The sequence below is a fragment of the Bradyrhizobium oligotrophicum S58 genome (assembly GCF_000344805.1).
GTDB lineage: Bacteria > Pseudomonadota > Alphaproteobacteria > Rhizobiales > Xanthobacteraceae > Bradyrhizobium > Bradyrhizobium oligotrophicum.
The window spans coordinates 2464626-2489835 of sequence record NC_020453.1; the positions used below are offsets into that span (position 1 = coordinate 2464626).

The 25210-nt window shown below is 66.3% G+C and carries 11 protein-coding genes; 5 read left to right on the forward strand and 6 right to left on the reverse strand.

Features of this window, described 5'->3' with window-relative positions; translation table 11 throughout:
* Window positions 1-20 precede the first annotated feature (20 nt).
* Both S58_RS10535 and S58_RS10540 read right to left on the reverse strand, forming a co-directional pair.
* The gene (locus S58_RS10535) at window positions 21-1160 is read right to left on the reverse strand and encodes an acyl-CoA dehydrogenase family protein (RefSeq protein WP_015665280.1); all 1140 of its coding nucleotides are present in this window, start codon (window positions 1158-1160) and stop codon (window positions 21-23) included.
* A gap of 428 nt (window positions 1161-1588) precedes the next feature.
* Window positions 1589-2083 (reverse strand): MarR family winged helix-turn-helix transcriptional regulator, encoded by a 495-nt coding sequence (locus S58_RS10540; RefSeq protein ID WP_015665281.1) that lies wholly within the window; start codon window positions 2081-2083, stop codon window positions 1589-1591.
* A 169-nt stretch (window positions 2084-2252) separates the two neighbouring features.
* On the opposite strand from S58_RS10540, the gene S58_RS36335 reads away from it, so the two are divergent.
* From S58_RS36335 to S58_RS10565, 5 genes are all read left to right on the forward strand, one after another.
* Window positions 2253-2564: a hypothetical protein gene (locus S58_RS36335; RefSeq protein ID WP_015665282.1), complete on the forward strand. Its 312-nt coding sequence runs from the start codon at window positions 2253-2255 to the stop codon at window positions 2562-2564.
* A gap of 38 nt (window positions 2565-2602) precedes the next feature.
* Entirely contained in the window at window positions 2603-3922 is a 1320-nt protein-coding gene (locus tag S58_RS10550; RefSeq protein ID WP_015665283.1) for a Rieske 2Fe-2S domain-containing protein, read from the forward strand.
* A 72-nt stretch (window positions 3923-3994) separates the two neighbouring features.
* Window positions 3995-4921, forward strand: a complete 927-nt coding sequence (locus S58_RS10555; protein WP_244440742.1) for a PDR/VanB family oxidoreductase — start codon at window positions 3995-3997, stop codon at window positions 4919-4921.
* An 832-nt stretch (window positions 4922-5753) separates the two neighbouring features.
* Window positions 5754-6809, forward strand: a complete 1056-nt coding sequence (locus S58_RS10560; protein WP_042339190.1) for a sugar phosphate isomerase/epimerase family protein — start codon at window positions 5754-5756, stop codon at window positions 6807-6809.
* 12 nt (window positions 6810-6821) lie between these two features.
* Window positions 6822-7997 (forward strand): Gfo/Idh/MocA family protein, encoded by a 1176-nt coding sequence (locus S58_RS10565; RefSeq protein ID WP_015665286.1) that lies wholly within the window; start codon window positions 6822-6824, stop codon window positions 7995-7997.
* Between the two features lie 267 nt (window positions 7998-8264).
* On the opposite strand, the gene S58_RS10570 is transcribed toward S58_RS10565, so the two are convergent.
* From S58_RS10570 to S58_RS10585, 4 genes are read right to left on the reverse strand one after another with little or no spacing between them, the layout of a single operon-like run.
* On the reverse strand, window positions 8265-8825 hold the full coding sequence (locus S58_RS10570) for a YcjF family protein (protein WP_015665287.1): 561 nt from the start codon (window positions 8823-8825) through the stop codon (window positions 8265-8267).
* Window positions 8818-9915 (reverse strand): iron-containing redox enzyme family protein, encoded by a 1098-nt coding sequence (locus S58_RS10575; protein WP_015665288.1) that lies wholly within the window; start codon window positions 9913-9915, stop codon window positions 8818-8820. Before S58_RS10575 ends, S58_RS10570 begins: the two co-directional genes overlap by 8 nt.
* Complete coding sequence (locus S58_RS10580; RefSeq protein WP_015665289.1) at window positions 9912-21737, reverse strand: non-ribosomal peptide synthetase; 11826 nt, start codon at window positions 21735-21737, stop codon at window positions 9912-9914. The genes S58_RS10575 and S58_RS10580 overlap by 4 nt, the downstream gene beginning before the upstream one ends.
* Window positions 21737-25150, reverse strand: a complete 3414-nt coding sequence (locus S58_RS10585) for an amino acid adenylation domain-containing protein (RefSeq protein WP_015665290.1) — start codon at window positions 25148-25150, stop codon at window positions 21737-21739. The genes S58_RS10580 and S58_RS10585 overlap by 1 nt, the downstream gene beginning before the upstream one ends.
* Window positions 25151-25210 lie beyond the last annotated feature (60 nt).

The window sequence follows — 25210 nt, forward strand, 5'->3', positions numbered from 1 at the left end:
TGCGTTTCTTGATTTGGCGGCTATCGAAGCAGTTCGCGCGCGATCACGAGGCGCTGGATCTGGTTCGTTCCCTCGAAGATCTGGGTCAGCTTGGCATCACGCATCATCCGCTCGACCGGATAATCCATGGTGTAGCCATAGCCGCCGAAGACCTGCACCGCGTCGGTCGTCACCTTCATTGCCATGTCGCTGCTGAAGCACTTGGCCATGCTCGCGAGCAGGTTGAGGCGTTTCCAGTCGCCGGCGTCTCCGGCGCGGGCGCATTCGTAGACGAGCGCACGTGCTGCCTCGATCTGCATGGCCATGTCGGCCAGGATGAACTGGACGCCTTGAAATTCCGAGATGCTCTTCTTGAACTGCTTTCGTTCCTTGGCGTAGGCGAGGCTCGCTTCGAACGCGCCTTGCGCGAGGCCGACGCATTGGGCGCCGATCGTCGGCCGATTGAGGTCGAGCGCGCGCATCGAGGCTTTGAAGCCCTTGCCTTCCTCGCCGACGAGGTTTTCGGCAGGTACGCGGACGTTGTCCAGGAAGATCGGCGTATTTGGCGCCCCGCGGAAACCCATCTTGCGCTCATGGCGACCGAAGCTGATGCCGGGCATCTTCTTCGGCTCGAGAATGAATGCGCTGATGCCGTCCGAGCCGGGGCTGTCGCTGGTGCGCGCCATCAGAACGATGTAGTCGGCGGCAACGCCGTAGCTGCACCACTGTTTCCTGCCGTTGATGACGTAGCTGTCGCCGTCCTTGCGCGCCCGCGTATTGAGGGCCGAGACATCCGATCCCGCCTGAGGCTCGGAAATGGCGATAGCCGTGACGATGCCGCCCTCGGCAATGATCGGCAGAAATCGCTTGCGCTGCTCTTCCGAGCCGAAGTGCAGCAGCGGCATGATGAACATGGTGTTGAGGCCGGCAATCGACGCGCAGGCCGGCGAGACCTTCGAGATCTCCTCACGTGCGATGCACATCATGGTGAGATTGCCGTTGGGACCGCCATACTGCTCGGGCACCCAGAGTTGCATCAGCCCCATCTCTCCGAAAATCTTGACGATCTCCTCGGGGAAGCGATCCGTCGCGTCGATCTCGGCCGCAATAGGGGCCACGTGTTTCGCGACGACTTTCTGAACGCTGTCGCGAAAGGCGACCTGCTCCTCGGTGAAGGTCATGATGGCGGCGTTCTCCTGACGCAAGATTGTATAGGTCAATGGTTGGACCAATATAGCGGTGACCTGCCGTACTGGCAAGTCGGTCGGGCGCCGAAAGGCTTTCCCGCGTCTGCCTCCGGCCATCGTCCGGTCGCGCTCGCCAGGCGAGGCGAGAGATCGGCCCTGGGAGGTGGCCGCGTGGTCTTGGACAACGCGTATACATTTCTCGCGCTTGGGCCGATCGCCAACCCTGGCCGGTGCGCAGGGTGCCGATTGGCGGCGAGATGCTTATGCCGGCGGCTGCCGAGGGGAGGTTCTGTCGCGGCCGGTCGAAACATCGCCGGACGCGATCGCCGAGCCCGCCAAGGCGAGTGTAGTCGGCGAGCGTGGTCGGCGGGCGTGTTCGACGGGCGGCACAACGCGGCGACGGCATCGCCGCGGCCACCGGTTCACTCGTCCGGCGTGCCGGCGACGGAAGAGGCCTTTGCGATTGCCAGCAGGCACTTCAGGAAATGAGCCCGATCTTCCTTGCGCAGAGGCGCCAGCATCAGGTTCTGCAGCTCGGCCGCCGCCGGGACGACCGCGAGCAAAGCGTCCTCACCCTTGGCGGTAATCTGGATCTGAATGGAACGGCGATCTTCCGGATTGCTCTTCTTTGAGACCAGCCGCCGCCCGGCCATGCGCTTGAGCATCTCGCTGAGAGTATTCCGGTCGCAACTGATGCGGTCGGCGAGAACGGACGCCGTCATGGGACCCTGCTGGTAGAGCGCCATCAGCACGCCGAACTGCCGCGGCGTGATGTCGCTCTGTCGCGTCAGGCTCTGGTATAGACCATCATACCGGGCCTCGAGCAGCCGCAACAGGAAGCCGATGCCGCCTTCCAGTTGCCAGGTGCGTGCAAGCTCTCCTGCCGAAGCCTTTTCCGTACGTTTGCTTGCGGTCATCCGGTCTCAATCTCGCTTTGGCGTCCGCGGTTAACAGCTTGTTCCGTCGAGCTCAACCCTGCCGCAATGCAGCGCAACCCTGGAAGCTTGAACCATTGCAGACAGAGCGGAATAATAGTACGTATACGTATCAAGTGGAGAGCTCGTGGCGGCAATCAGGGAGGTCACCTTGCATCTGCGCGAATTGCTGGCGATTCCTTATCTGCTCGAAGCGGAAGCCGTGGAGAGGGAGCCTGGAGAATGGCTGATCCGCCTCACTTACCCTGAACTGCAGGGCTGCGCGGCGGAAGGCGCGGTGGTCGAGCATGCGCTCCGGGATCTCGAACGCCGACGGATCGACATCATCGTCGGCCTGGTCGAGCAGGGCCGGCTGCCTCCGATACCCCGCCAACCCCTCGCAACATCCGATCCAGTCTGGACAGTACGCGATCTCGGCCTGTCGGAGCGCGTCACTGCACGGCTCACCACGTCAAACCCATGACCGCGACCTGATGCCACCGATTCGAATGGAGACCTGTCATGCTCTCACATGAAGATAATGAGCGGCTGGTGAGAGTGGGGAAGGGCACGCCGCTTGGCGAACTCTTCCGTCTCTACTGGATTCCATGTTTGCCTTCGGCCGATCTGACCCAGGACGGACCGCCGCGGCGGATCCGGTTGCTCGGCGAGGATCTGGTCGCTTTCAGGAATTCCGAGGGGCGCGTGGGCCTCGTCGACCAGGCTTGCCCACACCGGGGCGCTCCCCTGATCTTCGGCCGCAACGAGGACTGCGGGTTGCGTTGCGTCTATCACGGTTGGAAGTTCGATGTGACGGGGGCCGTCACGGATATGCCGGCAGAGCCGTTGCGCAGCCGTCTCAAGGAGCGGGTGCGCATCAAGGTGTACCAGTGCCGCGAGCGCAACGGCATGATCTGGACGTATATGGGCCCAGACCAGGCCGATCCTCCGCCGCTTCCGAACGTCGAATGGAACCTCGTGCCGCAGGAGCAGGTGCATGTCAGCCTGCGCGTCCAGGAATGCAACTGGCTGCAGGCGGTGGAGGGCGAGATCGATTCGGCGCACGCGCCGCTGCTCCACGGCCGCCTGGACGCCCAGGGCACAACGAGCGCGTGGATCCAGAAACGGGACCTTCGCCCGACATTCGAATGCATCAAGCGGGATTTCGGGATGAGCATCGCTGCGCGGCGCAACTACGACGCCGACACGCTCTATTGGCGCGTGAACCAGTTCATGCTGCCGTTCTACACGCTGGTCCCGCCGCTGTCTCCGTTTCCGGATCTCAGCGGGCACGCCTGGGTGCCGATCGACGACGAGACCACGCTCTGCATCATGTTCTCATACCATCCTTCCGAGCCGCTCCACCCCAAGACACGGCAGATCTTCGCGGAAGGGCACAATGGCCGCGAAAGCGGACACGCCAGTCGCAACGCGCTCGTTCAGCATCCCGTGACCGTCCCCTATGCCGGCTACTGGACCAAGTACAATCCGCAGAACGGCTTCCAATTCGACTACGAGTCCCAGCGCACGACCTGGTTCTCGGGCTTGCCTGGGCTGTGGGTGCAGGACGGTGCCTGCCAGAGCGGCGTCTCGCCGATCTTCGACCGAACGAGCGAAAATCTCTGCGCGAGCGATACCGGCATCGCGATGACGCGCCGCTACATCCTCGAGGCACTGGGCGCCTATCGCGATCATGGCACCAGGCCAAAGGGCGTGGCTGACCCCGACGTGTTCATGGTGCGAGCCGTGTCCTTGCGGCTTCCTCGGGAGCAGTCCTGGGCCGACGTCGGCGCGCCGTTCATGCAGGCCAGGCTCGGCGCCGATTTCGGATACGAGATATGAGTCGGAGGTCGCCTCAACGCGCAGAGGATGTGCGCCATGGCTGAGCGTGTCATCTCGGTTCGCGTCAAGCGGATGACCGACGAGGCCGAACGCATCAAGTCCTACGAGTTGGTGCCGCTGGACGGAGGCGGGCTCGATCCGTTTACGGCCGGCAGTCACATCGATCTGCACCTGCCGAACAAAATGATCCGGAGCTATTCGCTGTTGAACGATCAGCGCGAGCGGCATCGCTACGTGGTCGCGGTCAACAAGGACGCCGCGAGCAGGGGCGGGTCGAGCTTCCTCCACGATCATGTCAGGGTCGGAGACACTTTGACGGTTTCGGCTCCCAAGAACAATTTTCCGCTCTACGAAGATGCGGAGTTATCGGTCCTGATCGCCGGGGGCATCGGCATCACGCCGTTACTGTCGATGATCCGCCGGCTCGAATTTCTGGGACGCCGCTGGGACCTGTTCTATGCCGCGAAGGCGCGTGCTGCCGCGGCGTTTCTCGATGAAATCGGAAGCTTGCGACCCAACGTCCATCTCAATCTGCAAGTCGACGTCGACGACGAGCGGTCGGGACGGATGTTCGACGTGGCGTCGATCGTCAAACAAGCGCCCGCGCAAGCTCATCTGTACTGCTGTGGCCCCGCGCCGATGCTGAAGGCGTTCGAGGCCGCCGCTGCCGACCGTCCCCAAAATAGCGTCCACGTCGAGTATTTCCAGGCCAGGGAGACCCCGGTGCTCGAGGGTGGCTTCGAGGTCAGACTGGCCAGGAGCAATCGCACCATCGCAGTGGAAGCGGGTAAAACCATTCTGGATTCGCTCCTCGAGGCCGGCCTCACACCCAACTACGCCTGCAGCCAGGGCGTCTGCGGCACCTGCGAGACGCGTGTGCTGGAAGGAACACCGGACCATCGCGACCAATATCTGAGCGAGGAAGAGCAGGCCTCCAACAAGACGATCATGATCTGCTGCTCAGGCTCTAGGACACGCACGCTCGTTCTGGACCTCTAGCCGCACTCGCAGTTGGAATTCTTCCCGTAAGCTATTGATCTGCAATGGCCGGAAACTGGCGCAGTTGGAAAAAATCTCTTGAGAAATCAATCGCGATAGCGTGTCTCTTAATCAGCGGGTCCTAGGTTCGAGCCCTAGTGCGCCCACCAAGCCTTTCAAGGACTTGCCCAAATAGGACGCGGAACGGTACGCCCGGTTTTCAAGAACCTGTTCGCTGTCCGTGCGCTCCGTCGCCGATGCAGGTAGGTTGTCTTGCGGCGATGAGAAGTTGCGCGCAGCTTTGTCCTGCACATTCGCCGCAAACCAGAGTCGAACATCCCGGATCGGACCGCATCCGCTGCTCGCTCTCACGTCCGACTGTACATGCAGCTCAACTTTTGGATGGCAGACTCCGCGGGTTCAAGACGGCCGCCAAGGTCATGCGCGTCGAGGATCTCCTGTACCCGTCCTCAGTGAATGGCCTGGCATGGCGGCGATTTCGGGGAGGGAGCAGCCTGATGGCGCCAGGCGCGTCACGGCAGTCCGTGTAGGTCATGGAAGTGCAGATCCTTCGATGTTCTCTTGATGGTCCTGTCCGGGGGCAGGGCACGCGGTCCTCGGACACAGAACTGCGGAGCCTTGTTGACGCATCGGGGACCGCAGCAGCGTACGATGACGGGGGGGCCTGCTGGCGATCGTCGTGGCGGCTGCGGCCGTCACGGTGGGCGCAAAATCTGGTGGTCTGGTCCGACCGTCCGAGTAAGATACCCCGTGGGGAAACGCCGAAGGCTCAGTGCAAGCTGGGCTAGCTGAGTGCGTCCAACGAGCAAATCCACGGAAGAGGGAGCTTGCAATGAGGATGATCAAGGGACCGGGAATCTTCCTGGCCCAGTTCGCTGCGGATGCGGCGCCGTTCAACTCTTTCGATTCGATCTGCGGATGGGCGGCCTCGCTCGGTTACGAGGGAGTCCAGATCCCGACCTGGGATGGCAGGCTGTTCGATCTTCACAAGGCCTCGGAGTCGCAGGACTACGCCGACGAGATCAAGGGGATCGCGGCGCGCCATGGACTGGCGATCACCGAGCTCTCGACCCATCTGCAGGGCCAGCTCGTGGCCGTTCACCCGGCCTATGATGCGGCGTTCGATGGTTTCGCCGCGCCGGAGGTGCGCGGCAATCCGACGGCGCGCACGAGATGGGCCGTCGACCAGGTCAAGCGCGCGATCGTGGCGTCGCGGCGCCTCGGGCTCACGGCACACGCGACCTTCTCCGGCGCGCTGGCCTGGCCCTACATCTATCCGTGGCCGCAGCGTCCGCCTGGCCTGATCGAGGCCGCGTTCGACGAACTCGCAAGACGCTGGCAGCCGATCCTCGATCATGCCGATGAGCACGGGGTCGATCTCGCCTACGAGATCCATCCGGGCGAGGATCTGCACGACGGCGTCTCCTACGAGATGTTCCTGCAGCGGGTGAACAACCACAGGCGCGCCAATCTGCTCTACGATCCCTCGCACTTCGTCCTGCAGCAGCTCGATTACCTCGACTATATCGACATCTATCACGAGCGTATCAAGGCCTTCCATGTCAAGGACGCCGAGTTCAATCCGACCGGGCGCCAGGGCGTCTATGGCGGGTTTCAGAGCTGGGTCGATCGCGCCGGCCGCTTCCGCTCGCTCGGCGACGGCCAGGTCGATTTCGGTGCGATCTTCTCGAAGCTGACGCAGTATGACTACGCGAGCTGGGCGGTGCTCGAATGGGAGTGTGCGTTGAAGCATCCCGAACAGGGTGCGCAGGAAGGGGCAGGGTTCATCAAGAGCCATATCATTCGCGTCACCGAGAAGGCCTTCGACGATTTCGCGGGCTCGGGCGCGGACGACGCGGCCAACCGTAAGATGCTTGGCCTGTCCTGAGCGGAGAACACAATGGCGATCGAGGCAAGCAATGAAGCCGGTCGACATGATCGTATCCGGCTCGGAATGGTCGGCGGCGGACAGGGCGCCTTCATCGGCGCGGTCCACCGCATCGCCGCACGCATCGATGACCAGTTCGAACTGGTGGCCGGTGCGCTGGCCTCCGATCCGATCCGGGCCAAGGCGTCGGCGAAAGAGCTCGGGCTTGTCGACGATCGCGCCTATGGCTCCTACGAAGAGATGGCGAAGGCCGAAGCTGCGCGGGCAGACGGCATCGAGGCGGTCGCGATCGTCACGCCAAACCACATGCACGCGCCGGTCGCGAAGGCTTTCCTCCAGGCGGGCATCCACGTCATCTGCGACAAGCCGCTGACGACCACCGTGGCCGAAGCCGAAGAGCTGGTAGCGTTGGTGAGAACGACGGGCCGGGTATTCGTGGTGACGCACAACTACACGGGCTATCCCATGATACGACAGGCCAGGGCCATGGTCGCGAATGGCGAGCTCGGCGAGATCCGGCTGGTGCAGGCTGAATATCTTCAGGACTGGCTGACCGAGCGGCTGGAGGCAAGCGGCCAGAAGCAGGCGGCGTGGCGCACCGATCCGGCCCGCTCCGGCGCCGGCGGCTGCATCGGCGACATCGGCACGCATGCCTACAATCTGGCCTGCTTCGTCAGCGGGCTCGCGCTCGACGAACTGCTCGCCGAGCTCTCGACCTTCGTCGAGGGACGGCGCCTCGATGACGATGTCCAGATCCTGCTCAGATGGAAGGGCGGCGCCAAGGGCATGCTGTGGGCGAGCCAGGTCGCAGTCGGCAATGAGAATGCTCTGACGCTGCGGGTCTACGGCAGCAAGGGCGGACTCGAATGGGCTCAGGAGAATCCGAACCAGCTCTGGTTCACGCCGCATGGCCGGCCTAAGCAGCTCCTGACCCGCGGCGGCGCCGGCGCCATCGGCGACGCCGCCCGTGTCACGCGCATCCCCTCCGGCCACCCCGAGGGCTATCTCGAAGGCTTCGCGACGATCTATGCCGAGGCCGCGCGTGCCATCCACGCGGCGAGAGCCGGCAGGAAGCCAGATCCTGACATCCTGTTCCCAAGCGTCGAGGACGGTCTCGCTGGGGTCAAGTTCATCGATGCCGCGGTGAAGTCCTCGGCCGGCAAAGGCGTGTGGGTTCGCATCGGGTGAGCCGCGAAGAAAAGCGAACGCATACGCTTGTCTGATCTTGGCGGCGCACGGCCGGACGCGTCGCCTCGCTCGGTCACCGTGAGCCGTTCGGTGGTGTGAGCGGAGACGTTACGTGCCGGACGGTTGCCGGAGGCGCCCGCATCATGCTCGTTGATGACGGTCACAACGGCTTCGCCAGAGCGCGCGAGCCTGACCGTGCCGGCAGCTGCTCCCTCCACGCTGTTCGACACGTTCAGCCAATCGCGCCCCCTAGGGCAAGTCGCGCAATCAGCGCGCGGCTTGTGCCGGCGCCGATGCAGCGGCCTCGTCCTTCATCGACGCGGCCTCCGTCTTGCCGCGCCTCAGCATCTTGTGCCAGAGCTCGCGGTAGCGGTCCGCATTGAAGGTGAGAAGCGTGCCGTTGTCCTCGAAATGAGCCTCGAACACCTTGCCCAGCGCGTAGGTGTAGGCGCCCAGCACCGTGGGCATGGCGATGACGCCGCAGGCTGTTCCGATGATCGGGACGAGCTTGATCAAGGTCAGCGACAGCGCGCCGCCCGCGAACGTGCCGCCCGAGCTCGCCATCAGGCTGCCGACCACCGACTTGCCGAGGTTCTCGGTATAGGGCACGTCGTAGAGCTTGGACAGGCGCGCCAACAGCGCGAGCTGATTGGCGAGCGCGGCGCCAAGATCGATGCCGGGCGCCGGGATCAGGCCTGCCGCCATCGAGATCAGCACGTGATCCCTGATGATCTCGTGGGCCCTCACTTGGCGGGCTTCCGGCGACAACGTGGGGTCTGCGACCGAGTTCGCCGGCTTGCCGTCGTCGTTCTTCACTTCGTTAAGCATGACCCGATCCTCCCGATACATCGCTCTGCAAGCGGTTGAGATAACGTTCCGACGAATTGAGGCGGTACAGCGCGCCGCGCGCAATGAGCGGTGCGGTCTCCGGCTGCGCATCGACGATCGGGGCGATCACATGGTCGAACCACGCGTTGCCGTGATCGGCGTCGATCTTGTAGTGCACGTGGTAGTAGTCGAGCCCCGCCGGGTCGAGGCCGAGCCGCTGCCAGGCGTCTACGACGTGGCCGAAGCGGAACGGTACCACATATTCGGTGACGCCGTAATAGCCGATCGCCTTGTGGAAGTGGCTGCGCTGAAGCACCATCGTCATCGAGAGATTGCCGCAGGCGATCGACTCGGTACGCAATTGCCGGCGCACCGCCGACGGCGTGATGCCGAACACGTCGAGCACGGTCTGGAACAGCTTGGTATGGATGCGAGCGATTTCGCCGTTGCCCATCTCGTCCCAGTAGTTCTTGGCGATCTCCATCTTGGCGACGTCGGGCGTGCCGAGCTGAAGCAGCGCCATCGCGTCGTCGAAGCGGGGATCGAGCGTCGTCTCCTGGATGGAGTAGTATTCGAGGTCCCGCCGCGTCGCGCGGCGCATGAACTCGGTGTAGAACGGGTGTGCCGTGGCCGGATGCTGCTCGACGAGTTCGCGCAGCCAGCGCGCCAGGGCCGTTCCGGTGCGCGGGGCGCTCGCCACCAGCTTCGCATCGACCGCACGGTCCTCGAAACCGAGCAGATAGCTCTCGATCAGCTCGGCGATGTCGTCGGCCTCGGCGCTCGGCCGCCGCTCGATGCCGGCTCCCGTCGGCACGCGCAGGCGCTCCGCATAGAGCTGCGCCAGCAGCACCTGTGCCGCCCGCAGGCAGTCGGCATCATCGTCGCGGAAGCCGCTGCGGCAGACCCGGTCTAGGGCTTCGAGCCGGCGGGCGCGCTCGGCGAGGCGGCTGAAGATCGTGCCGCTGGTGGGAGTCGTCGGAAAGCCGCCGACACTCTCGATCTGGTCGGCGAGGGCGGTGACGTCGGCCAGGTCCTGCCCCCGTTGATCCGCAAGAGACGAAGCCGGGTTTGCGAGCGATAGCTGGCTCATGGCGCTGATCCCATAGTTGCTGATCCCATGATGGAAGAGTCCTCCGTTGTGGATGGTACGCCTGTCTGCGACAGGGCCTCGGCGATCTCGACCAGCGCCGTGCCGCTCATCAGTGCGCCATGTGTGCCGGCGACGAGTCGCACCGTGAGATGAGTGGCGGTGCCGGCCCAGTAGTTGTCGGCTTGCGCCTGCGTCGCCTGCAGCATCTGCAGGAAGCCCGGCGGATAGTCGCCCTGGCGATGCGGCGGCGGCGCTTCGGGCTGGGACGCCTTGAGCAGCAGCACCGGCCCGTCGTAGCGCTTCGGCCGGAACGCGGCGAGCATCGCGTTCTCGAGACTGATCACGCGCTCCATTCGCCTGCGGGTGACGTCGGGCATGTCGCGATAGAACGGAACGTCGAGGAAGGCTGCGCGTCCAGCGGCATCGAAGTCGGCGAGCCACGCCCGGCGGCCCTCGTGGGCGCCGAACGAGTCGAGCAGGAAGAGATGCGCGACGGTCTCGCCGGCGGCGGCGAGCTGACAGCTGATTTCGTAGGCAACGGTGCCGCCGAACGACCAGCCGCCGAGCAGATAGGGACCTGCCGGTTGCACGGCTCTGATGGCCGCGAGATAGCGTCGCGCCAGCGTTGGAATGTCGGTGACGTCAGGACCGTCGCCGTAGAGATTCCAGGATTCAACCGCGCACAGCCCGATGTTCTCGGCGAGCCGCGGCACCAGCGCGGAATAGGCCTCGGCGCCCGCGTGTCCCGGATGGATCAGGAACAGGGTCCTGTCGCCGCGCTTGAGCATGACGGTCGGCTCGAAATCGGCGCCGACGCCTTCCTTGCGCAGGGCCGTCGCCTGATCGGCGATGGTGCGCGTGCTGAAGATCCACGCCACCGGGAAGCTGCGGTGGAACAGCGCGTTGATGCGCGCTGCGAGGCGGACTGCGAGCAGGGAATGGCCGCCGACGGCAAAGAAGTCATCGTCGATGCCGAAATGCTCGATGCCGATGACCTTCGCCCAGAGCTCGTACAGCTGGCGCTCGATCGCATCGCGCGGCAGCAACACGTCGCCGCGGACATGACCAGGATCGAGATCGCGCGCCACCAGTGATTTGCGATCGACCTTGCCATTGATGGTGAGCGGCAGCGCCGGAAGCTTCACGAACAGCGACGGCACCATGTAGGACGGCAGGTGCGCCGCGAGCTGGCTGCGCAACGTCTGGGGCGTCAGCGCAGCGCCTGTGTCGGGAGCCTCGACGTAGAACGCGACCAACTGGCGGCTGCCGCCGACATCGCGGACGACGGCGACGCAATCGCGGATGCCGGTGAGGCGGCCGAGCGCGGTCTCGATCTCGCCCGGCTCGATGCGATAGCCGTGAATCGAGAGCTGATTGTCGTCGCGGCCGAGCACCTCGATGCTGCCGTCGGGCCGGTGGCGCGCCAGATCCCCCGTATAGTAGGCGATGACCTCCCGGTCAGGCAGAGCCAGGGTGACGAAGCGCTCCGCGGTCAGGTCCGGACGGCCGTGATAGCCGCGCGCGACGGCGTCACCGTACACATACAGCGAGCCGGCGATGCCGTGCGGCAGCGGACGGCGGCGGCCATCGAGAATGCAGATGCCGACATTCTGCACCGGCCGGCCGACCGGCACGTTGGCGCCGAACGTCTCGGTGGTCAGGACCTCCTGCCACAGTACCGAGGTCGCCTCGGTCGAGCCATAGCGGTTGAACAGGCGCACCGACGGCATCGTCGCGCGGAAGCGCCGGGCGAGCTCCACGGGCAGGATCTCGCCCGAGCAGATGCAGTAGCGCAGGTGCGGCAGCCGCTCGGCGATCGCCGGCAAATTGTCGAGCAGCGATGCCAGCAGCGACGGCACCGGTTCGAGCCGGGTCACGCGATGGCGGGCGAGCTCGCCGGCCATCCGGAGGGGATCACGGACCACCTCGTCCGAGAGCACGACGAATGGAATGCCGCAGGCAAGCCGGCTGAAGATCTCCCACACGGCGTCGACGAAGTTGATCGAGCTGATCTGCGAGCCGACCTCATCGTCTGCGAGCGGCAATGTCCGCCACAGCCAGTGGAAGCGGTTGAGCACCGCCGATTGCTGGACCATGACGCCCTTGGGCCGTCCGGTCGAGCCGGAGGTGTAGGCGATGTAGAGCAGGGGATCGGCGGCCGGTGCCCGCACCGGATCGGATGACGGTTCACTATCGAGGGCCGCGTCGTCGATGGCGATGACCTGGCCGGGATAGTGCGGAAACTTGGCTGCGAGCGCCGCGGTCGTGACCAGGACTGGCGCCTGCGAGTCCGCGAGCATGAATGCAAGCCGCTCATCCGGTACGTCGGGCTCGAGCGGCACATAGGCGCCGCCGGCCTTGAGGATGCCCATCAGGCCGACGATCAGCGGAATCGAGCGCTCGATGCTGATGCCGACCGCCGTCTCCGCGCCGACGCCGAGCCGTTGCAGGCGGTGCGCGAGCCGGTTGGCGCGCGCGTTCAACTCGCAGAAGCTGATCGAGGCCGCGTCGTGCATGACGGCCTGTGCCTGTCGCCGCTGAGGCACGACCGCCTCGAACAGGTCGGCGAGTGAGCGGTCGCGTGGATAAGGCGCGGCCGTGATGGCATCCGCGAACGCGGCGCGCCGCTCCGCCTGGGTCAGCAGCGCGGCGTCTGCAAGCGGACGCTCCGGATGGGCCGCCAGCCATCCGAGCGTCTCCGAGAGATGGCCGAGCATGCGCTCGATCACGCGATGGTCGAAGCAGGCGGCGTCATAGGAGGCCTGCACCAGAAGCTCGGCGGCCGGCACGATCACGAGCGCCAGCGGAAAGCTGGTCTTGATGTCGCCGCGCATGTCGAGATAGCCCCCGCCCGGCGCCTGGCCGATCCCGTCATCCGGATAATTCTCGAACACGATCAGGGCATGGAACAGCGGCGTGCCGTTCGGAACTGCGCTCTGCCGTTGAATCTCGGTCAGCGACAGGTGGCCGTGGTGAATGACGTTGCGAGTTGCCGCCTGGACGGCGTGGAGATTCTCGAGAACGCTGCGGTCCTGGTCGAGGACGAGGCGCAGCGGCACGGTATTGATGAACAGGCCGATCATCCGCTCGACCTGAGGCAGGTCGGGCGGGCGGCCCGACACCGCGATGCCGAACACGATGTCGTCCTGGCCGCTATAGCGTGCGAGCACCGATGCCCAGGCGAGCTCGATCAGCGTGTTGAGCGTCACCCGATGCTGTCGCGCGAACGCCGCCAGCGAGGCGCTGCGCGCGCGTTCGAGCACCAGCCGGCGGCGCTCGAGCTGCTCGATCGGACGACGGATGTCTAGCAGCCGGTGGTTGATCGCGAGCGGCGTCGGCGCCTCGATGCCGGCGAGATGCGCGCGCCAGAACGCATGGGCCGCGCCGCGGTCCTGCCGCGCCAGCCAGGCGATGTGACGCTCGAACGGGGGCGGCGCTGCCGGCAGGTCGATGGTCTCGCCGCAGGCCTGACGATAGCGCAGCGCGACCTCCTGCAGGATGAGCGGCAGGCACCAGCCGTCCATCAGCAGATGATGTGTCGTCCACACCATCGCCCAGCTGTCGTCGCCTAGCCGGATCAGCCGTAGCCGCATCAGGCCAGGCTGGTCGAGCGCGAAGCCGCGGCGGCGGTCCTCCGCCAGGAAGGCCTCGAGCCGGTCGGCGCTTTCGCCGCGCCAGTCGGCCTCCTCCCAATTGAGCGGGACCGTCGCATAGACGGCCTGCAGCGGGCGGGCCACTCCCTCCCACACGAAGGCGGTGCGCAGGATTCCGTGACGCGCGACGAGTCCGTCCCAGGCGCGCCGCAATGCCGCGGTGTCGAGGCGGCCCTCATGGCGCCACGACAATTGCACGCAGTACTGGTCGGAGCCCGGCGCATAGAGCGCGTGGAACAGCAGGCCTTCCTGCAGCGGCGACAGGCCGTACACGGCCTCGACACGGCCGGCGCGCCACAACGCGTCCAGCGTCGCTTGTGACACCTCGGGCGCGAGCGGGCAATCGCTCGGCGTGATACCGCCGGAGCCTGTGAGGCAATGCGCGACGATCTCGCCGAGCGCTGTCTCGAAGGCAGCCGTCAGATGCTCCGCGGTGGTCCGCGCACAGCACATGCGGCTGAATTCGACGATCACCTTGAGCGCGCCGTCGGCAACGTAGGCGCTGATCTCGATCGGATGGATGAGGCGGTTGCGCGGCGAGACCGCCGCGCCGGCCTGCTCGTCGGACAGCCTGACGACGCGCCCGCGCAGAGCATCGAAGCGACCGAGATAGTTGAAGCCGATGCGCGCGCAGGCACGGGCCGCGAGGGTCGCAGCGCGCGGGTCGTCGGCGAGGAATCGCAGCGCGCCATAGCCGATGCCCTTGTCGGGGACAGCGCGCAGAATCTCCTTCACGGCTTTGATGGCTGCGCCGATATCGCGATCGTCGGGCAGTCTGAGATGAACCGGAAACATCGACGTGAACCAGCCGACGGTTCGCGACACGTCGAGCGCTCCGACGCATTCCTCGCGTCCGTGGCCTTCAAGGTCGACCACGACGTCGCCGAGGCCGGTCGATGCGCGGACAGCGAGCGCCAAGGCAGCCAGCATCAAATCGTTGATCTGGGTCCGGTAGGCCGCCCCGGCGCGGGTCAGCAGTTGTCCAGTGGCGGCGGTATCGAGCGTGAAGGCGACACGATCGGCGTCCGCCACGCAGCCCGGATCAGCGCCTCCGTCGAGCGGCAAGGTGGATGCAGCCGCACCTACGCCGAGCCAGTAGTCCCACTGACCTGCAGCAATGGTCCGGGCGTAGCGCACCAGCGCGCTTCGCCAGGCTGCAAACTGTGCTGCGGGTTTGGTGGGGATGTCGCCTGTCAGCAGCCGATCGAGGTCCTCGATCAGGATACGCCAGGAGACGCCATCGACGACGAGATGGTGGATGGCGAGCAGGAGCCGGCGCTGTCCATCGGGGTGACCGATGAACACGGTTGCGCGGGCGAGCGGGCCGCGGTCGATGTCGAGACTGGCCTGAACCCGATCCGCTTCATTGCGAAGCGCCGCAGAGGGATCCGCACTGGTCGACAGATCGAACTCTTCGACCGGCCAGGCTGCCTCGCCCGTCGTCTCCCGCCAGCCTTCGCCTGGGATGTCCTGGAAACGGCTGGCGAACACCGGGTGGAGATCGGCCAGCGCGGACAATGCGTCGCGGAGGCGCGCGGTGCTGACGTCGGCCTCGACATGAAACAGGAACGCCTGGTTCCAGTGATTGAGCTCGGCGTGACCGACCTCGAAGAACCACTGCTGGATCGGCGCCAGCGGCGTGCGCCGGGGATCGACCTCGGGCTCCTCCACGATCGCCCGAGGCTGGGCGGCATCGTGCTTCAATCCGGCCGCGAGCGCTCGAATGGTCGGCGCTGCAAACAGCTGGCTGGCAGTCAGCTCCAGCCCCATCTGCCGGGCCAGGGCGATCACCTGGATGGTGAGGATCGAGTCGCCGCCGAGCGCGAAGAAATCCTCGTCGATGCCGACGTGGTCGAGCTTCAGCACGGCGCTCCAGACCTGGGCCAGCGTCGCCTCGGTGTCGTCGCGCGGGCCGCTGAGATCGCGTCCGTCATGCGCGGCGATTTCGGGCAGCGGAAGCGCCTTGCGATCGATCTTCCCGTTCGGCGACAGCTTCAACCGGTCGAGGCGCACCAGCACGGCCGGCACCATGTAGCTCGGCAGAACCCCGGCGAGCTGCGCGCGCACCTCTTGCTCACTCGGACCGCCGGAGGGAGCCGCGTAGTAGCCGACGAGGCGGCGTGCGGCGCCACTATTGACGACGATGACCGCGCTCTGCGTCACGCCCGCGCATGAGGCGATGACGGCTTCGATCTCGCCCGGCTCGACGCGATAGCCGCGGATCTTGACTTGTGTATCGATGCGGCCGAGACATTCGAGCTGTCCGTCCGGCAGCATCCGCCCGAGATCGCCAGTGCGATAGATCCGGCCATTACGTCCGGCCAGCCGATCGGGAAGCGACTGGAACGGATTGTCGATGAAGCGCTCGATGGTCAACTCCGGGCGGTTCAGGTAGCCGTTCGAGACGCCTTCGCCGCCGATGTAGATTTCGCCGATGGCACCCAGCGGGACCGGGCGCAGCCGCTTGTCGAGCAGATAGGCCGTCTGGTTCTGGAAGGGCACGCCGATCGGAGCGTTGCCGGTGCGGCCGGTATCCCGTTCGACATAGTAGGCGATCGAGCCGATCGTCGTCTCGGTCGTGCCGTAGCCGTTCACGACGGCGATGCCGGGCACCGCCTGCTTGATCCGCCACATCGCGCGCTCGAGCGGCGGCTCGACCCCGACCATCAACCGCTTCAAGCAATAGTTCACGCCATCGGATTCGATCAGCGGCGTGACCGCATTGAGCAGGTGGGGCGGCAGGTAGCAGTTCTGGATCCGCTGGTCGCGCAGATAGCGCGCGAAGCGATCGGCATCGAGGATGGTGTCCTTGTCGAGCAGATGGACGGCTGCACCAAATAGCAGATTGCTGAAGATCTCGTAGACCGTGACGTCGAAGCTGAGGCTGCTGGTCAGCGTTCCTCCATCGCCGGGCGCGATCGTGCGCTTGTTCTGCCATTCGTGGCAAAAGTTGATGACGGCGCGGTGCATGCAGGCGACCCCCTTGGGTCGTCCGGTCGATCCCGACGTGTAGATGACGTAGGCGGGATCCGTTGGCCCCGCGCCGGCAATCGGAGGATGTTCGTCGCCCGCTCCATCCATCGCCTCGATGATGAGCAGTTGGAGTCGGGGTGACTGGAGCACGGTGAGGTCGTGAGCCGCCTGCGGGCTCGCCAGCACGAGATCCGCGCCGCTGTCCTCCAGCATGAAGCTCAGCCGCTCGGCTGGATAGTCCGGATCGAGCGGCACCCAAGCGCCACCCGCCTTGAGGATGGCGAGAATTGCGACCACCATTTCGATGGTCCGGCCACAGCACAGCGCGATCGGTCGCCCCGCCGGACTGCCTGTCGACGGCGCGTGCACGGCGACGATGCGATGCGCCAGCCAGTTGGCGGCGCGATCGAGCGCGGCGAAGTCGAGGCGACGGTTGCCTTCGACGACCGCGGTCAGCGATGGATGGCGCTGCGCGACGTCTGCGAACAACCCATGCAGCGTCGCGTCGCAGGGGTAGGGCACCCAGCGGTCGTTCCAGGCAACCAGCAGATCGTGGCGCTCGGCTGCGGAGAGGAATTCGAGATCACCCAATGGGCGCTCGGCGTGCGCGATCAGCCAGGCCAGCGCCCGGTCGAGATGCTCGGACAGTCGCGCGATGGCCTCGGTGTCGAAACTGTCGGCGTCATAGAGGAGGCGAAGCTCGGTCGACGTGCCCGGCAGCACGGCCAGGGTGAGCGGATAGTTGGTCTTCTCGTCGATGCGCAGCTCGGCCACCTCGGCTGGCAGTTCGCCCGGATAGCTCTCGAACACCAGCAGCGATTGAAACAGCGCGCTGCCAGCCTCGAGCTCGCTCCATCCCTGGATGGTTGCGAGCCCGACGGTGGCGTGCCGCTCGACATGATGTGTCGCGGTCAGAACGGACTGGAGATTGTCGAGCACGCTGCTGTCGTGATCGAGGGCCAGTCGCAGCGGCACGGTGTTGATGAACAGGCCGATCATCTGCTCGACCTGCGGCAGCTCGGGCGGGCGGCCCGACACTGCGATGCCGAACACGACGTCGTCCTGGCCGCTGTAGCGGGACAATACGGAGGCCCAGGCGAGCTCGATCAGCGTGTTCAAGGTCACGCGATGCCTGCGCGCAAACGCGGCCAGCGCGGCGCTTCGGCTCTGATCGAGCACGAGCCGGATCTGCTCCAGCCGTTCGATCGGACGGCGGACGTCGAGCGGCCGATGATTGATCGCAAGCGGCGTCGGCGCCTCGATGCCGGCCAGATGCTGGCGCCAGAACGTTTGTGCGAGATCGCGGTCCTGCCGCGCCAGCCACGCAATGTGACGCTCGAACGGCGGCGGAGCCGGTGGCAGATCAATCGCTTCGCCGCAAGCCTGGCGATAGCGCAGCGCCACTTCCTGCAGGATCAGCGGCAGGCACCAGCCGTCCATCAGCAGATGATGCGTGGTCCACACCATCGCCCAGCTGTCGTCGCCCAGGCGCATCAGCCGCAGCCGCATCAATCCGGGCTGTTCGAGCGCGAAGCCGCGGCGGCGATCATCCGCGAGAAAATCCCGCAGCCTGGCGTCGCTCTCGCCGCACCAATCGGCCTCCTCCCAATCGAGCGGCGCGGTGGCATAGACGGCCTGCAGCGGCCGTGCCACGCCCTCCCACACGAAGGCGGTGCGCAAGACTCCATGCCGCGCGACGATCCCTTCCCAGGCGCGTTTCAAAGCTGCGCTGTCCAGACGGCCGCGATGCAGCCACGACAACTGCACGCAGTATTGATCCGAGCCCGGCGCATAGAGCGCGTGGAACAGTAGTCCTTCCTGCAACGGCGACAGTCCGTACACCGCCTCGACCGGGCCGACGCGCCACAGGGCGTCGAGAACGTCGTCCGGGACATCGGTCGCGGGGCCGGGGGCAGCATCGTCGGGGGACGACACCACGAGTGCAGCGGGCGCGCGCGAAATCACCTCGGCAAGCCGGGCGATGGTCGGATTCTCGAACATCGCCTGCGCCGTCAATGCGATGCCTGTGGCCCGCGCAGCGGCGCAGACCTGGATCGTCATGATGGAGTCGCCGCCGAGTGCGAAGAACTCATCGTCGATGCCGATGCGCGGCAGCCGCAGCACCTTGCACCAGATGTCCGCCAGCGTGGATTCCAGCGGCGTGCGCGGCGTCCGTCCCTCCTGCGCGACATCAGCCTGCGGTGGCGGGAGCGCGCGCGGATCGAGCTTTCCATTCGGCCCTGCCGGCAGCGCATCCAGACGGACGAGCAAGGACGGCACCATGTAGGCTGGCAGCCGCTCGCGCAGCTCTTGACGCAGAGCACGCTCATCGACGTCGGGGGCGGACGCGTAGTAGCCGACCAGCCGGGATTGCCGGCCGTCCTGGTGGACGAGCACATGAGCGGCGTTCACGCCTGGATGTTGCTCCATCACGCGCGCGATCTCGCCGGGCTCGATGCGCAAGCCGTTGAGCTTGATCTGCTCATCGACGCGGCCGAGCCATTCGATGCGTCCATCGGGACGCCATCGCCCGATGTCGCCGCTGCGATAGAGCCGGCCGCGGCCCGCGGGATCGGCGATGAACTGGCGGGCCGTCAGCTCGGGTTGCCCGAGATAGCCGCGCGCCAAGCCCGCACCGCCGATGCAGATCTCACCGGGCACACCGATCGGGCACAGCCCGCTGGCGCGGTCGAGGACCCTGATCAGAACGTTTGCAATGGGACGGCCGATCAGGTTCGGCACGATCGGTTCGTGCACCTCGTCGGCGGTCGCCAGCACCGTGGCTTCGCTCGGCCCGTAGGCATTGATGACGCGGCATTGCCGGCGCCAATAGGACAGCACGTCCTGCGGACAGACTTCGCCGCCGATCACGAGCGTGCGCGGCGCCATGTCGGCGCGTTGCGGCAGCTGTCGCGCGATCGTGGCCGGAAGCTCGATGAGGTCGATGGCGTGATCGCGGATCATGGCGCCGAGCGCTTCGGGCTCGGCCATCAGCCGCTGCGGCACCAGGTGAAGCGCAGCGCCGGCGGCGAGCGCGGTTGCCGTCGCTCCGATGGAGACGTCGAAGCTCATGGCGACGTAAAGCATGACCCGGTGGCCGGCCTCTAGGCGAAACAGCTCGCGTTGCGCCTGCACGAGGTTCGACAATGCGGCGTGCTCGATCAGTGCGCCCTTCGGCCGCCCGGTCGTGCCGGAGGTGTAGATGACGTAAGCGAGGTCCTGCGGGCCCGGCCGCGAGTCCGAGGCGGCCTCGTTCAGCTCGCCACAGGGCGAGTCGATGAAGACGCGCGGCACCGGCGTGCCGCCGAAAACATCGGCCGTCTGCGCGGTGACGATGATCAGGCGTGGCGCAGAATCCTGCACCATGAAGCGGAGGCGGTCGGCAGGCAGATCGGGCGCGAGCGCAAGATAGGCTCCGCCGGCCTTGAGAACCGCGACGAACGCCACCACCAATTCGACGCTCTTTGGAACGGCCACGCCGATGACGGCGTCGGCGACCGGCACGCCCGATGCTTCGATGCGCGTTCGCAGACTATGGGCAAGCGCGCTCGATCGGCGATCGAGCTCGGCATAGGTCAAGGTCTCATCGCCGATGACGGCAGGGAGGTCGGCGCAGGATGCGACGCTGCGCGCGAACAGGTCGACGAACGTCGTCCCGTCCGGCGCGACCGTCCCCGCCACGCAGCCGAATGCGAGAAGTCCCGCGCGCTGAGCGGGCGGAAGGACGTCGAGGCGATCGAGCGGAATCGTGCTCGTCCGAACGGCCGTGTCCGCCAGATGCAGGAGCTGCTCGGTCAGCCGTTCGATCGTCGCAGGATCGAACAGATCCGTGCTGTACTCGATCTCGGCCGCCAGTCCCTCCGGCGCCTCGGTCAAGGTGAGCGTCAGATCGAATTTCGCCGTGCCGGTGTCGATGAACGAGGTCTCGCAAACGAGGCCGGGCAAGCGCAGATTGGTGAGCCCGTCGGCGAAGGTCTGATAGACGAAGGCGACCTGGAATATCGGGTTGCGGCTGGGATCGCGTGGCACCGCCATCCGGTTGACGATCAGATCGAACGGTGCTTCCTGGTGAGCGTCGGCGTCGAGCAGTTCCGAGGCGACGCGGCTCATCAAGGATGCGAACGTCGGATTGCCGGAGAGATCGACCCGCAGCGGCAGCGTGTTGGCGACATAGCCGATGAGATCGGCAACGGCAGCATCCCGGCGATTGGCAAAGGGCATGCCGACGACGATGTCGTCCTGCCCGCTCCAGCGCGACAACAGCAGCACGAACACCGCGAGCCAGCCGGCGCAGGACGTGGCGGATCGATCGATCGCAGCGCTGCTCAGCGCTTCGGCAAGCTGGGTGGGCACTGCGAAGCGGTGGGTCCGCCCCTCGCCGCTGAGGCGCGGTGGGCGCGGCCGGTCGGCCGGCAGATCGAACGGCGTGAACCCGGCCAGCCGTCGCTGCCAATGATCCAGCGCGGTCTCGATGACCTTGGGCAACGTCCGCCGTTGCCACAGCGCGAACTCGGCGAACTGCAGTGGCGTGTCGGGAAGATCGGATGGTCTGCCATGCAGCGCCGCGTCATACAACGCGGCGAGATCGCGTTGCAAAATGACCAGCGACCAGCCGTCGTTGATGATGTGGTGCTGGTTGATCAGCAGCACGTGATGGTCGTGAGTCAGTACGAACAGGCTCGCGCGCCAGCACGGTCCTGCCGTCAGATCGAACGGCCGTCCCGACTCTGCGTTCAGTCGGGCCTGGAGGTCGCCATCCGCGATCGCTTCGATCTCGAGATGGATCGGGCCGGGCGCGAGGATCCGCTGCGCCGGCTCGCCATCGTGCTCGATGATGGTCGTGCGCAGGATCGCATGGCGCGCCACCAGCATGGTCAGCGCCTGCTCCAGGGCGGCGACGTCCAGCGGCCCCCGGATATCGGTCGCGAGCGGCACGTTGTAGGCGGTGCTGTGGCCGTTCTGCAGGCGGTCGAGGAACCACATCCGCTGCTGGTTGAAGGACAGCGGCCACATCCGGTCGGCCAGATGCAGCATGATGGAGTCGCGGCGCGAGCCGATCTCGCCGCGCAGCGTCTCCGGAAGCGGTCGGTTTGCCAGATTGATCAGGCTCAGAGTCTCGCCGCTGCGTCGTAGCAGGAAGCCCTGCGTCGCGAGGCGGTCGACGAGATCGGATGTATCGGAGTCGATCAGTGACATCACAGCCGCTCCATCACGACATGGCGGCCGGCCGGACGCGCGGCGTCCGACTTGATGTGATGCGCGAGATCACACAGCACGGCATGCTCGAACACGGCCCGGAACGTCAGGCCGACCTGCAGGCTTTGTTCGACGCGGAGCATCATCTCGCCCGCCAGCAGCGAGTTGCCGCCGATGCGGAAGAAGTGATCGGTCCGCGCGATCTGTGGCCGCTTCAGCACGGTGCCCCAGATCTGCGCGAGCGTGCGCTCGACCGGATCGGCGATCACGGCCTGGCCGATCTCGGCCGGCTCGACCTCAGGCAGCTGCCGGCGGTCGAGCTTGCCGTTGGCCGAGAGCGGCAGCGTGCCGAGCACGACATAGTGGTCGGGGATCATGTAGTCGGGCAGCCGCTGGCCGAGCGCTTGACCCAGCCGCGCGACGTCGATGGCCGGTCCGCGCGGCACGAGATAGGCGACGGTCAGTTCGCGGCCGCCGACGTCCCGCCGTGCGACCACGGCCTGCGCCACACCGGACTGCTCCAGCAGCGCGGCTTCGATTTCGCCGAGCTCGACGCGAAAGCCGCGGATCTTGATCTGGAAGTCGCGCCGGCCGAGGAATTCGATGACTCCGTCCGGAAGCCGGCGCGCGACATCTCCGGTGCGATAGAGTCGCGCCATGTGCCGGTCGGATCCGGCAAACGGATTGTCGATGAACCGCTCCTGCGTCAATGCCGGCCGATTGATGTAGCCGCGGGCCACGCCGATCCCGGCGATGCACAGCTCACCGGGCACACCCGGCGGCACCGGACGCAGGCCGGCGTCGAGCACGTGGAGCGCCATGTTGTCGATCGGTTGTCCGAGTGGCGCAACCGCGTGGCGCTCGGTATCGCCGCTGTCGCAGGACCACGCGCTCACGTCGATCGATGCTTCGGTCGGGCCGTAGAGATTGTGGAGTGCCGCGTGTGGCAGCAAGGCGCGGCAGCGCGACGCGACCGCGGTCGGCAGCGCCTCGCCGCTGCAATAGACGCGTGCGAGCGAGGTCAGCTCGCCAAGGCCTTCATTGCCGAGGAATACAGCCAGCATTGACGGCACGAAGTGAATGTCGGTGATGCACCGACGCCTGATCAAGCTGGCGATCTGATGCGGATCCTTGTGCGCGTCAGGGGGAGCGACCACGAGCTCTGCGCCGACGATCAGCGGCCACAGAAACTCCCACACCGAGACATCGAACGTGTAAGGTGTCTTCTGCAGCACGCGCTGCGTAGGCTGCAGTCCATACTGCTTCTGCATCCACACGATGCGATTGGCGACGCCGCGATGTTCGAGCATGGCGCCCTTCGGCCGCCCCGTCGATCCTGACGTGAAGATGACGTAGGCAAGATCATCCGGGGCCGGCGCGGGCCCATCGATCCCTGGACCGTCCGCCATTCCGTCCGCATCGACCGTGAGGCAGGCGACGCGGTCGGGCAGGGCGCTCTCGAGGCCCGGTGCGACGAGGGCAAGGACCGGAGCGGCATCTTCGATCATCTGGCTCCGGCGCGGCTGCGGATCCTGCGGATCGAGTGGCAGGTAGGCTGCGCCCGCCTCCAGTGTCGCGAGGATGGCGACCACCATCGCGACGCCGCGCTCGAACAACAGCGCTACGACCGCGTCGCCGGTGGGGCGCTGCATCTCGGCACAGCGGGCGCGAATCTGGCGCGACAGGGTCCGCACGCGATGGCGTAACTCGGTGTAGTCGAGGCAGATGTCATCGAACGAGACGGCCGGTCGCCCGGCATGCTGAAGCGCGGCCGCGTCGAGCAGGGCGACCAGGGTGAGGTCGCGCGCCGCCGGGACATCCGCGCCGCGGCTGCTTGCCACGATTGCGCCAACCGCCTCTTCAGAGAGCAGCGGCAATTCGGTGATCGCGGTGGCCGGTGCAGAGCAGCCGGCGCGCCATACGCTCGCAAGCGAATCCGCCAGTGCCGCCACGAATACAGGCTCCAGCTGCTCCCCATTCCATTCGAGCCAGGCTGCGCGCACGACGGGAGCCCGGCCCTGGCTCGGTGCGAGTTCGACGCGCAACTGCAAGGGGCCGTCTGGACCACGGACGTCGTCGCTCAGGATCGCGATCGGAACGTGCCGGCTCCATTCACTCCTGCCGGCGCGTTGCGGCGTATCGGCCAGCATGGGTGCGGCCCGAGCATCCACGAGGAACCGTTCGGTGTCGAGGACGAGGCCGGCAAAGGAGCGATGTCCGTCGGTTGCGAACGTCGCCGGCACCAGGCGCGCAGCAAACGGATCGGGACGTGTCGGTAGGCCGACGGCGATGCTAACGGCTGCAGCGTCGAGGAGGCGGGCCGTCGTCGCCACTACGGCAGCGATCAGCCATGGCAGCGTAGGGCCTGCCACGGCCTCGTTTGCGCCGGGCGTGAGCAGGGCGGTGCGCTGGATGTTGGATGCGGGGGTGGCGGTGCGCGACGACCTGCGGTGCGTGAGCGACTCCAGGAACGCGAAGCCCGCCGGCACGGTCGCCTCGATCGCCGTGATCCAGCGCGCGTCCGCCGCGCACATCCGCTGCCAGCATGCGCGATCGTACGGCGCTTCAATTTGTCGTTCGCCCACCGTGAACAGCGCTGCGATCGAGGCTGCATCGAGCTCGCCGCCATCCGCATGGCGCAGGCCGCCGAGCCTGACGCTCTCGCCACGCGCCGCGATCACCACACCGTCCGCCTCGACGGTGAGCAGCCGCCCCGATGCCGCATCGCAGGGGCCGGCCAACTCGATACTGCCGACGGTCAGCCCAGCGCCGTTCGCGGTCAGCCGGAGACCGGCATGCGTGCGGCGCGAGCCGAAATCGACCCCCCTCGGCAGCGCCGCCAGGATCGCGGCGTCGAGATCGAAGTGCAGCCGGTGCAGGGCGGCCAGAACTGCATCGTCGACCGGCGTCTGGGGGGACGACTCCGCTTCAGGCAGCTCACCCTCGCGCGCCAACGCGGTGGCGAGTTCGGCAAATCCCTCCAATGCCAACCGGTGGCAGCGGTCGACGACGGCTCCGGCCGTGTCGCGCGTCGAGATCGGCACCCGCATCGCCCAGGCGACGCGCTGCTCATTCATCCAGGCCAGCTCGAAGAACGGGTGGGCAGCTGCAACCGCAGCGGCAATCAGCTCCGCCGGGTCGCCGTGCCGCGCCTGCAGTCTCAGGGCCAGCGTTCCCGGCGCCGATCGCGGTACGACGTTTCGCAGCAGGTCGGCGTGGACGATGAGATCACACGTCGAGAGACCCGACGGCATCGACATCGCGGTCGTGATGCGCTCCTCGCGCGCCCAGGCAAGCGCTCGCGGATTGCCGGTGATCAGGCAGACGATCTGGTGTCCGCAGTCCCGCAGGTTGCGGGCGATCTCCAGCAGAAAATCGTCATCGCCATGAAGAATGCAATCGAGGCTCCGCATTGTGGTAGAACCCGCCTCCTGTCGACTGCTTCACGCTCGCCCTGCGATGCCGCGCTGCCG

Bases quoted from the DNA above. Each gene is read 5' to 3' on its own strand.
- S58_RS10575 (WP_015665288.1), bottom strand. From the start codon at position 9,915: ATGAGCCAGCTATCGCTCGCAAACCCGGCTTCGTCTCTTGCGGATCAA.
- S58_RS10565 (WP_015665286.1), top strand. From the start codon at position 6,822: ATGGCGATCGAGGCAAGCAATGAAGCCGGTCGACATGATCGTATCCGG.
- S58_RS10550 (WP_015665283.1), top strand. From the start codon at position 2,603: ATGCTCTCACATGAAGATAATGAGCGGCTGGTGAGAGTGGGGAAGGGC.
- S58_RS10585 (WP_015665290.1), bottom strand. From the start codon at position 25,150: ATGCGGAGCCTCGATTGCATTCTTCATGGCGATGACGATTTTCTGCTG.
- S58_RS10535 (WP_015665280.1), bottom strand. From the start codon at position 1,160: ATGACCTTCACCGAGGAGCAGGTCGCCTTTCGCGACAGCGTTCAGAAA.
- S58_RS10540 (WP_015665281.1), bottom strand. From the start codon at position 2,083: ATGACCGCAAGCAAACGTACGGAAAAGGCTTCGGCAGGAGAGCTTGCA.
- S58_RS10560 (WP_042339190.1), top strand. From the start codon at position 5,754: ATGAGGATGATCAAGGGACCGGGAATCTTCCTGGCCCAGTTCGCTGCG.
- S58_RS10570 (WP_015665287.1), bottom strand. From the start codon at position 8,825: ATGCTTAACGAAGTGAAGAACGACGACGGCAAGCCGGCGAACTCGGTC.
- S58_RS10555 (WP_244440742.1), top strand. From the start codon at position 3,995: ATGACCGACGAGGCCGAACGCATCAAGTCCTACGAGTTGGTGCCGCTG.
- S58_RS10580 (WP_015665289.1), bottom strand. From the start codon at position 21,737: ATGTCACTGATCGACTCCGATACATCCGATCTCGTCGACCGCCTCGCG.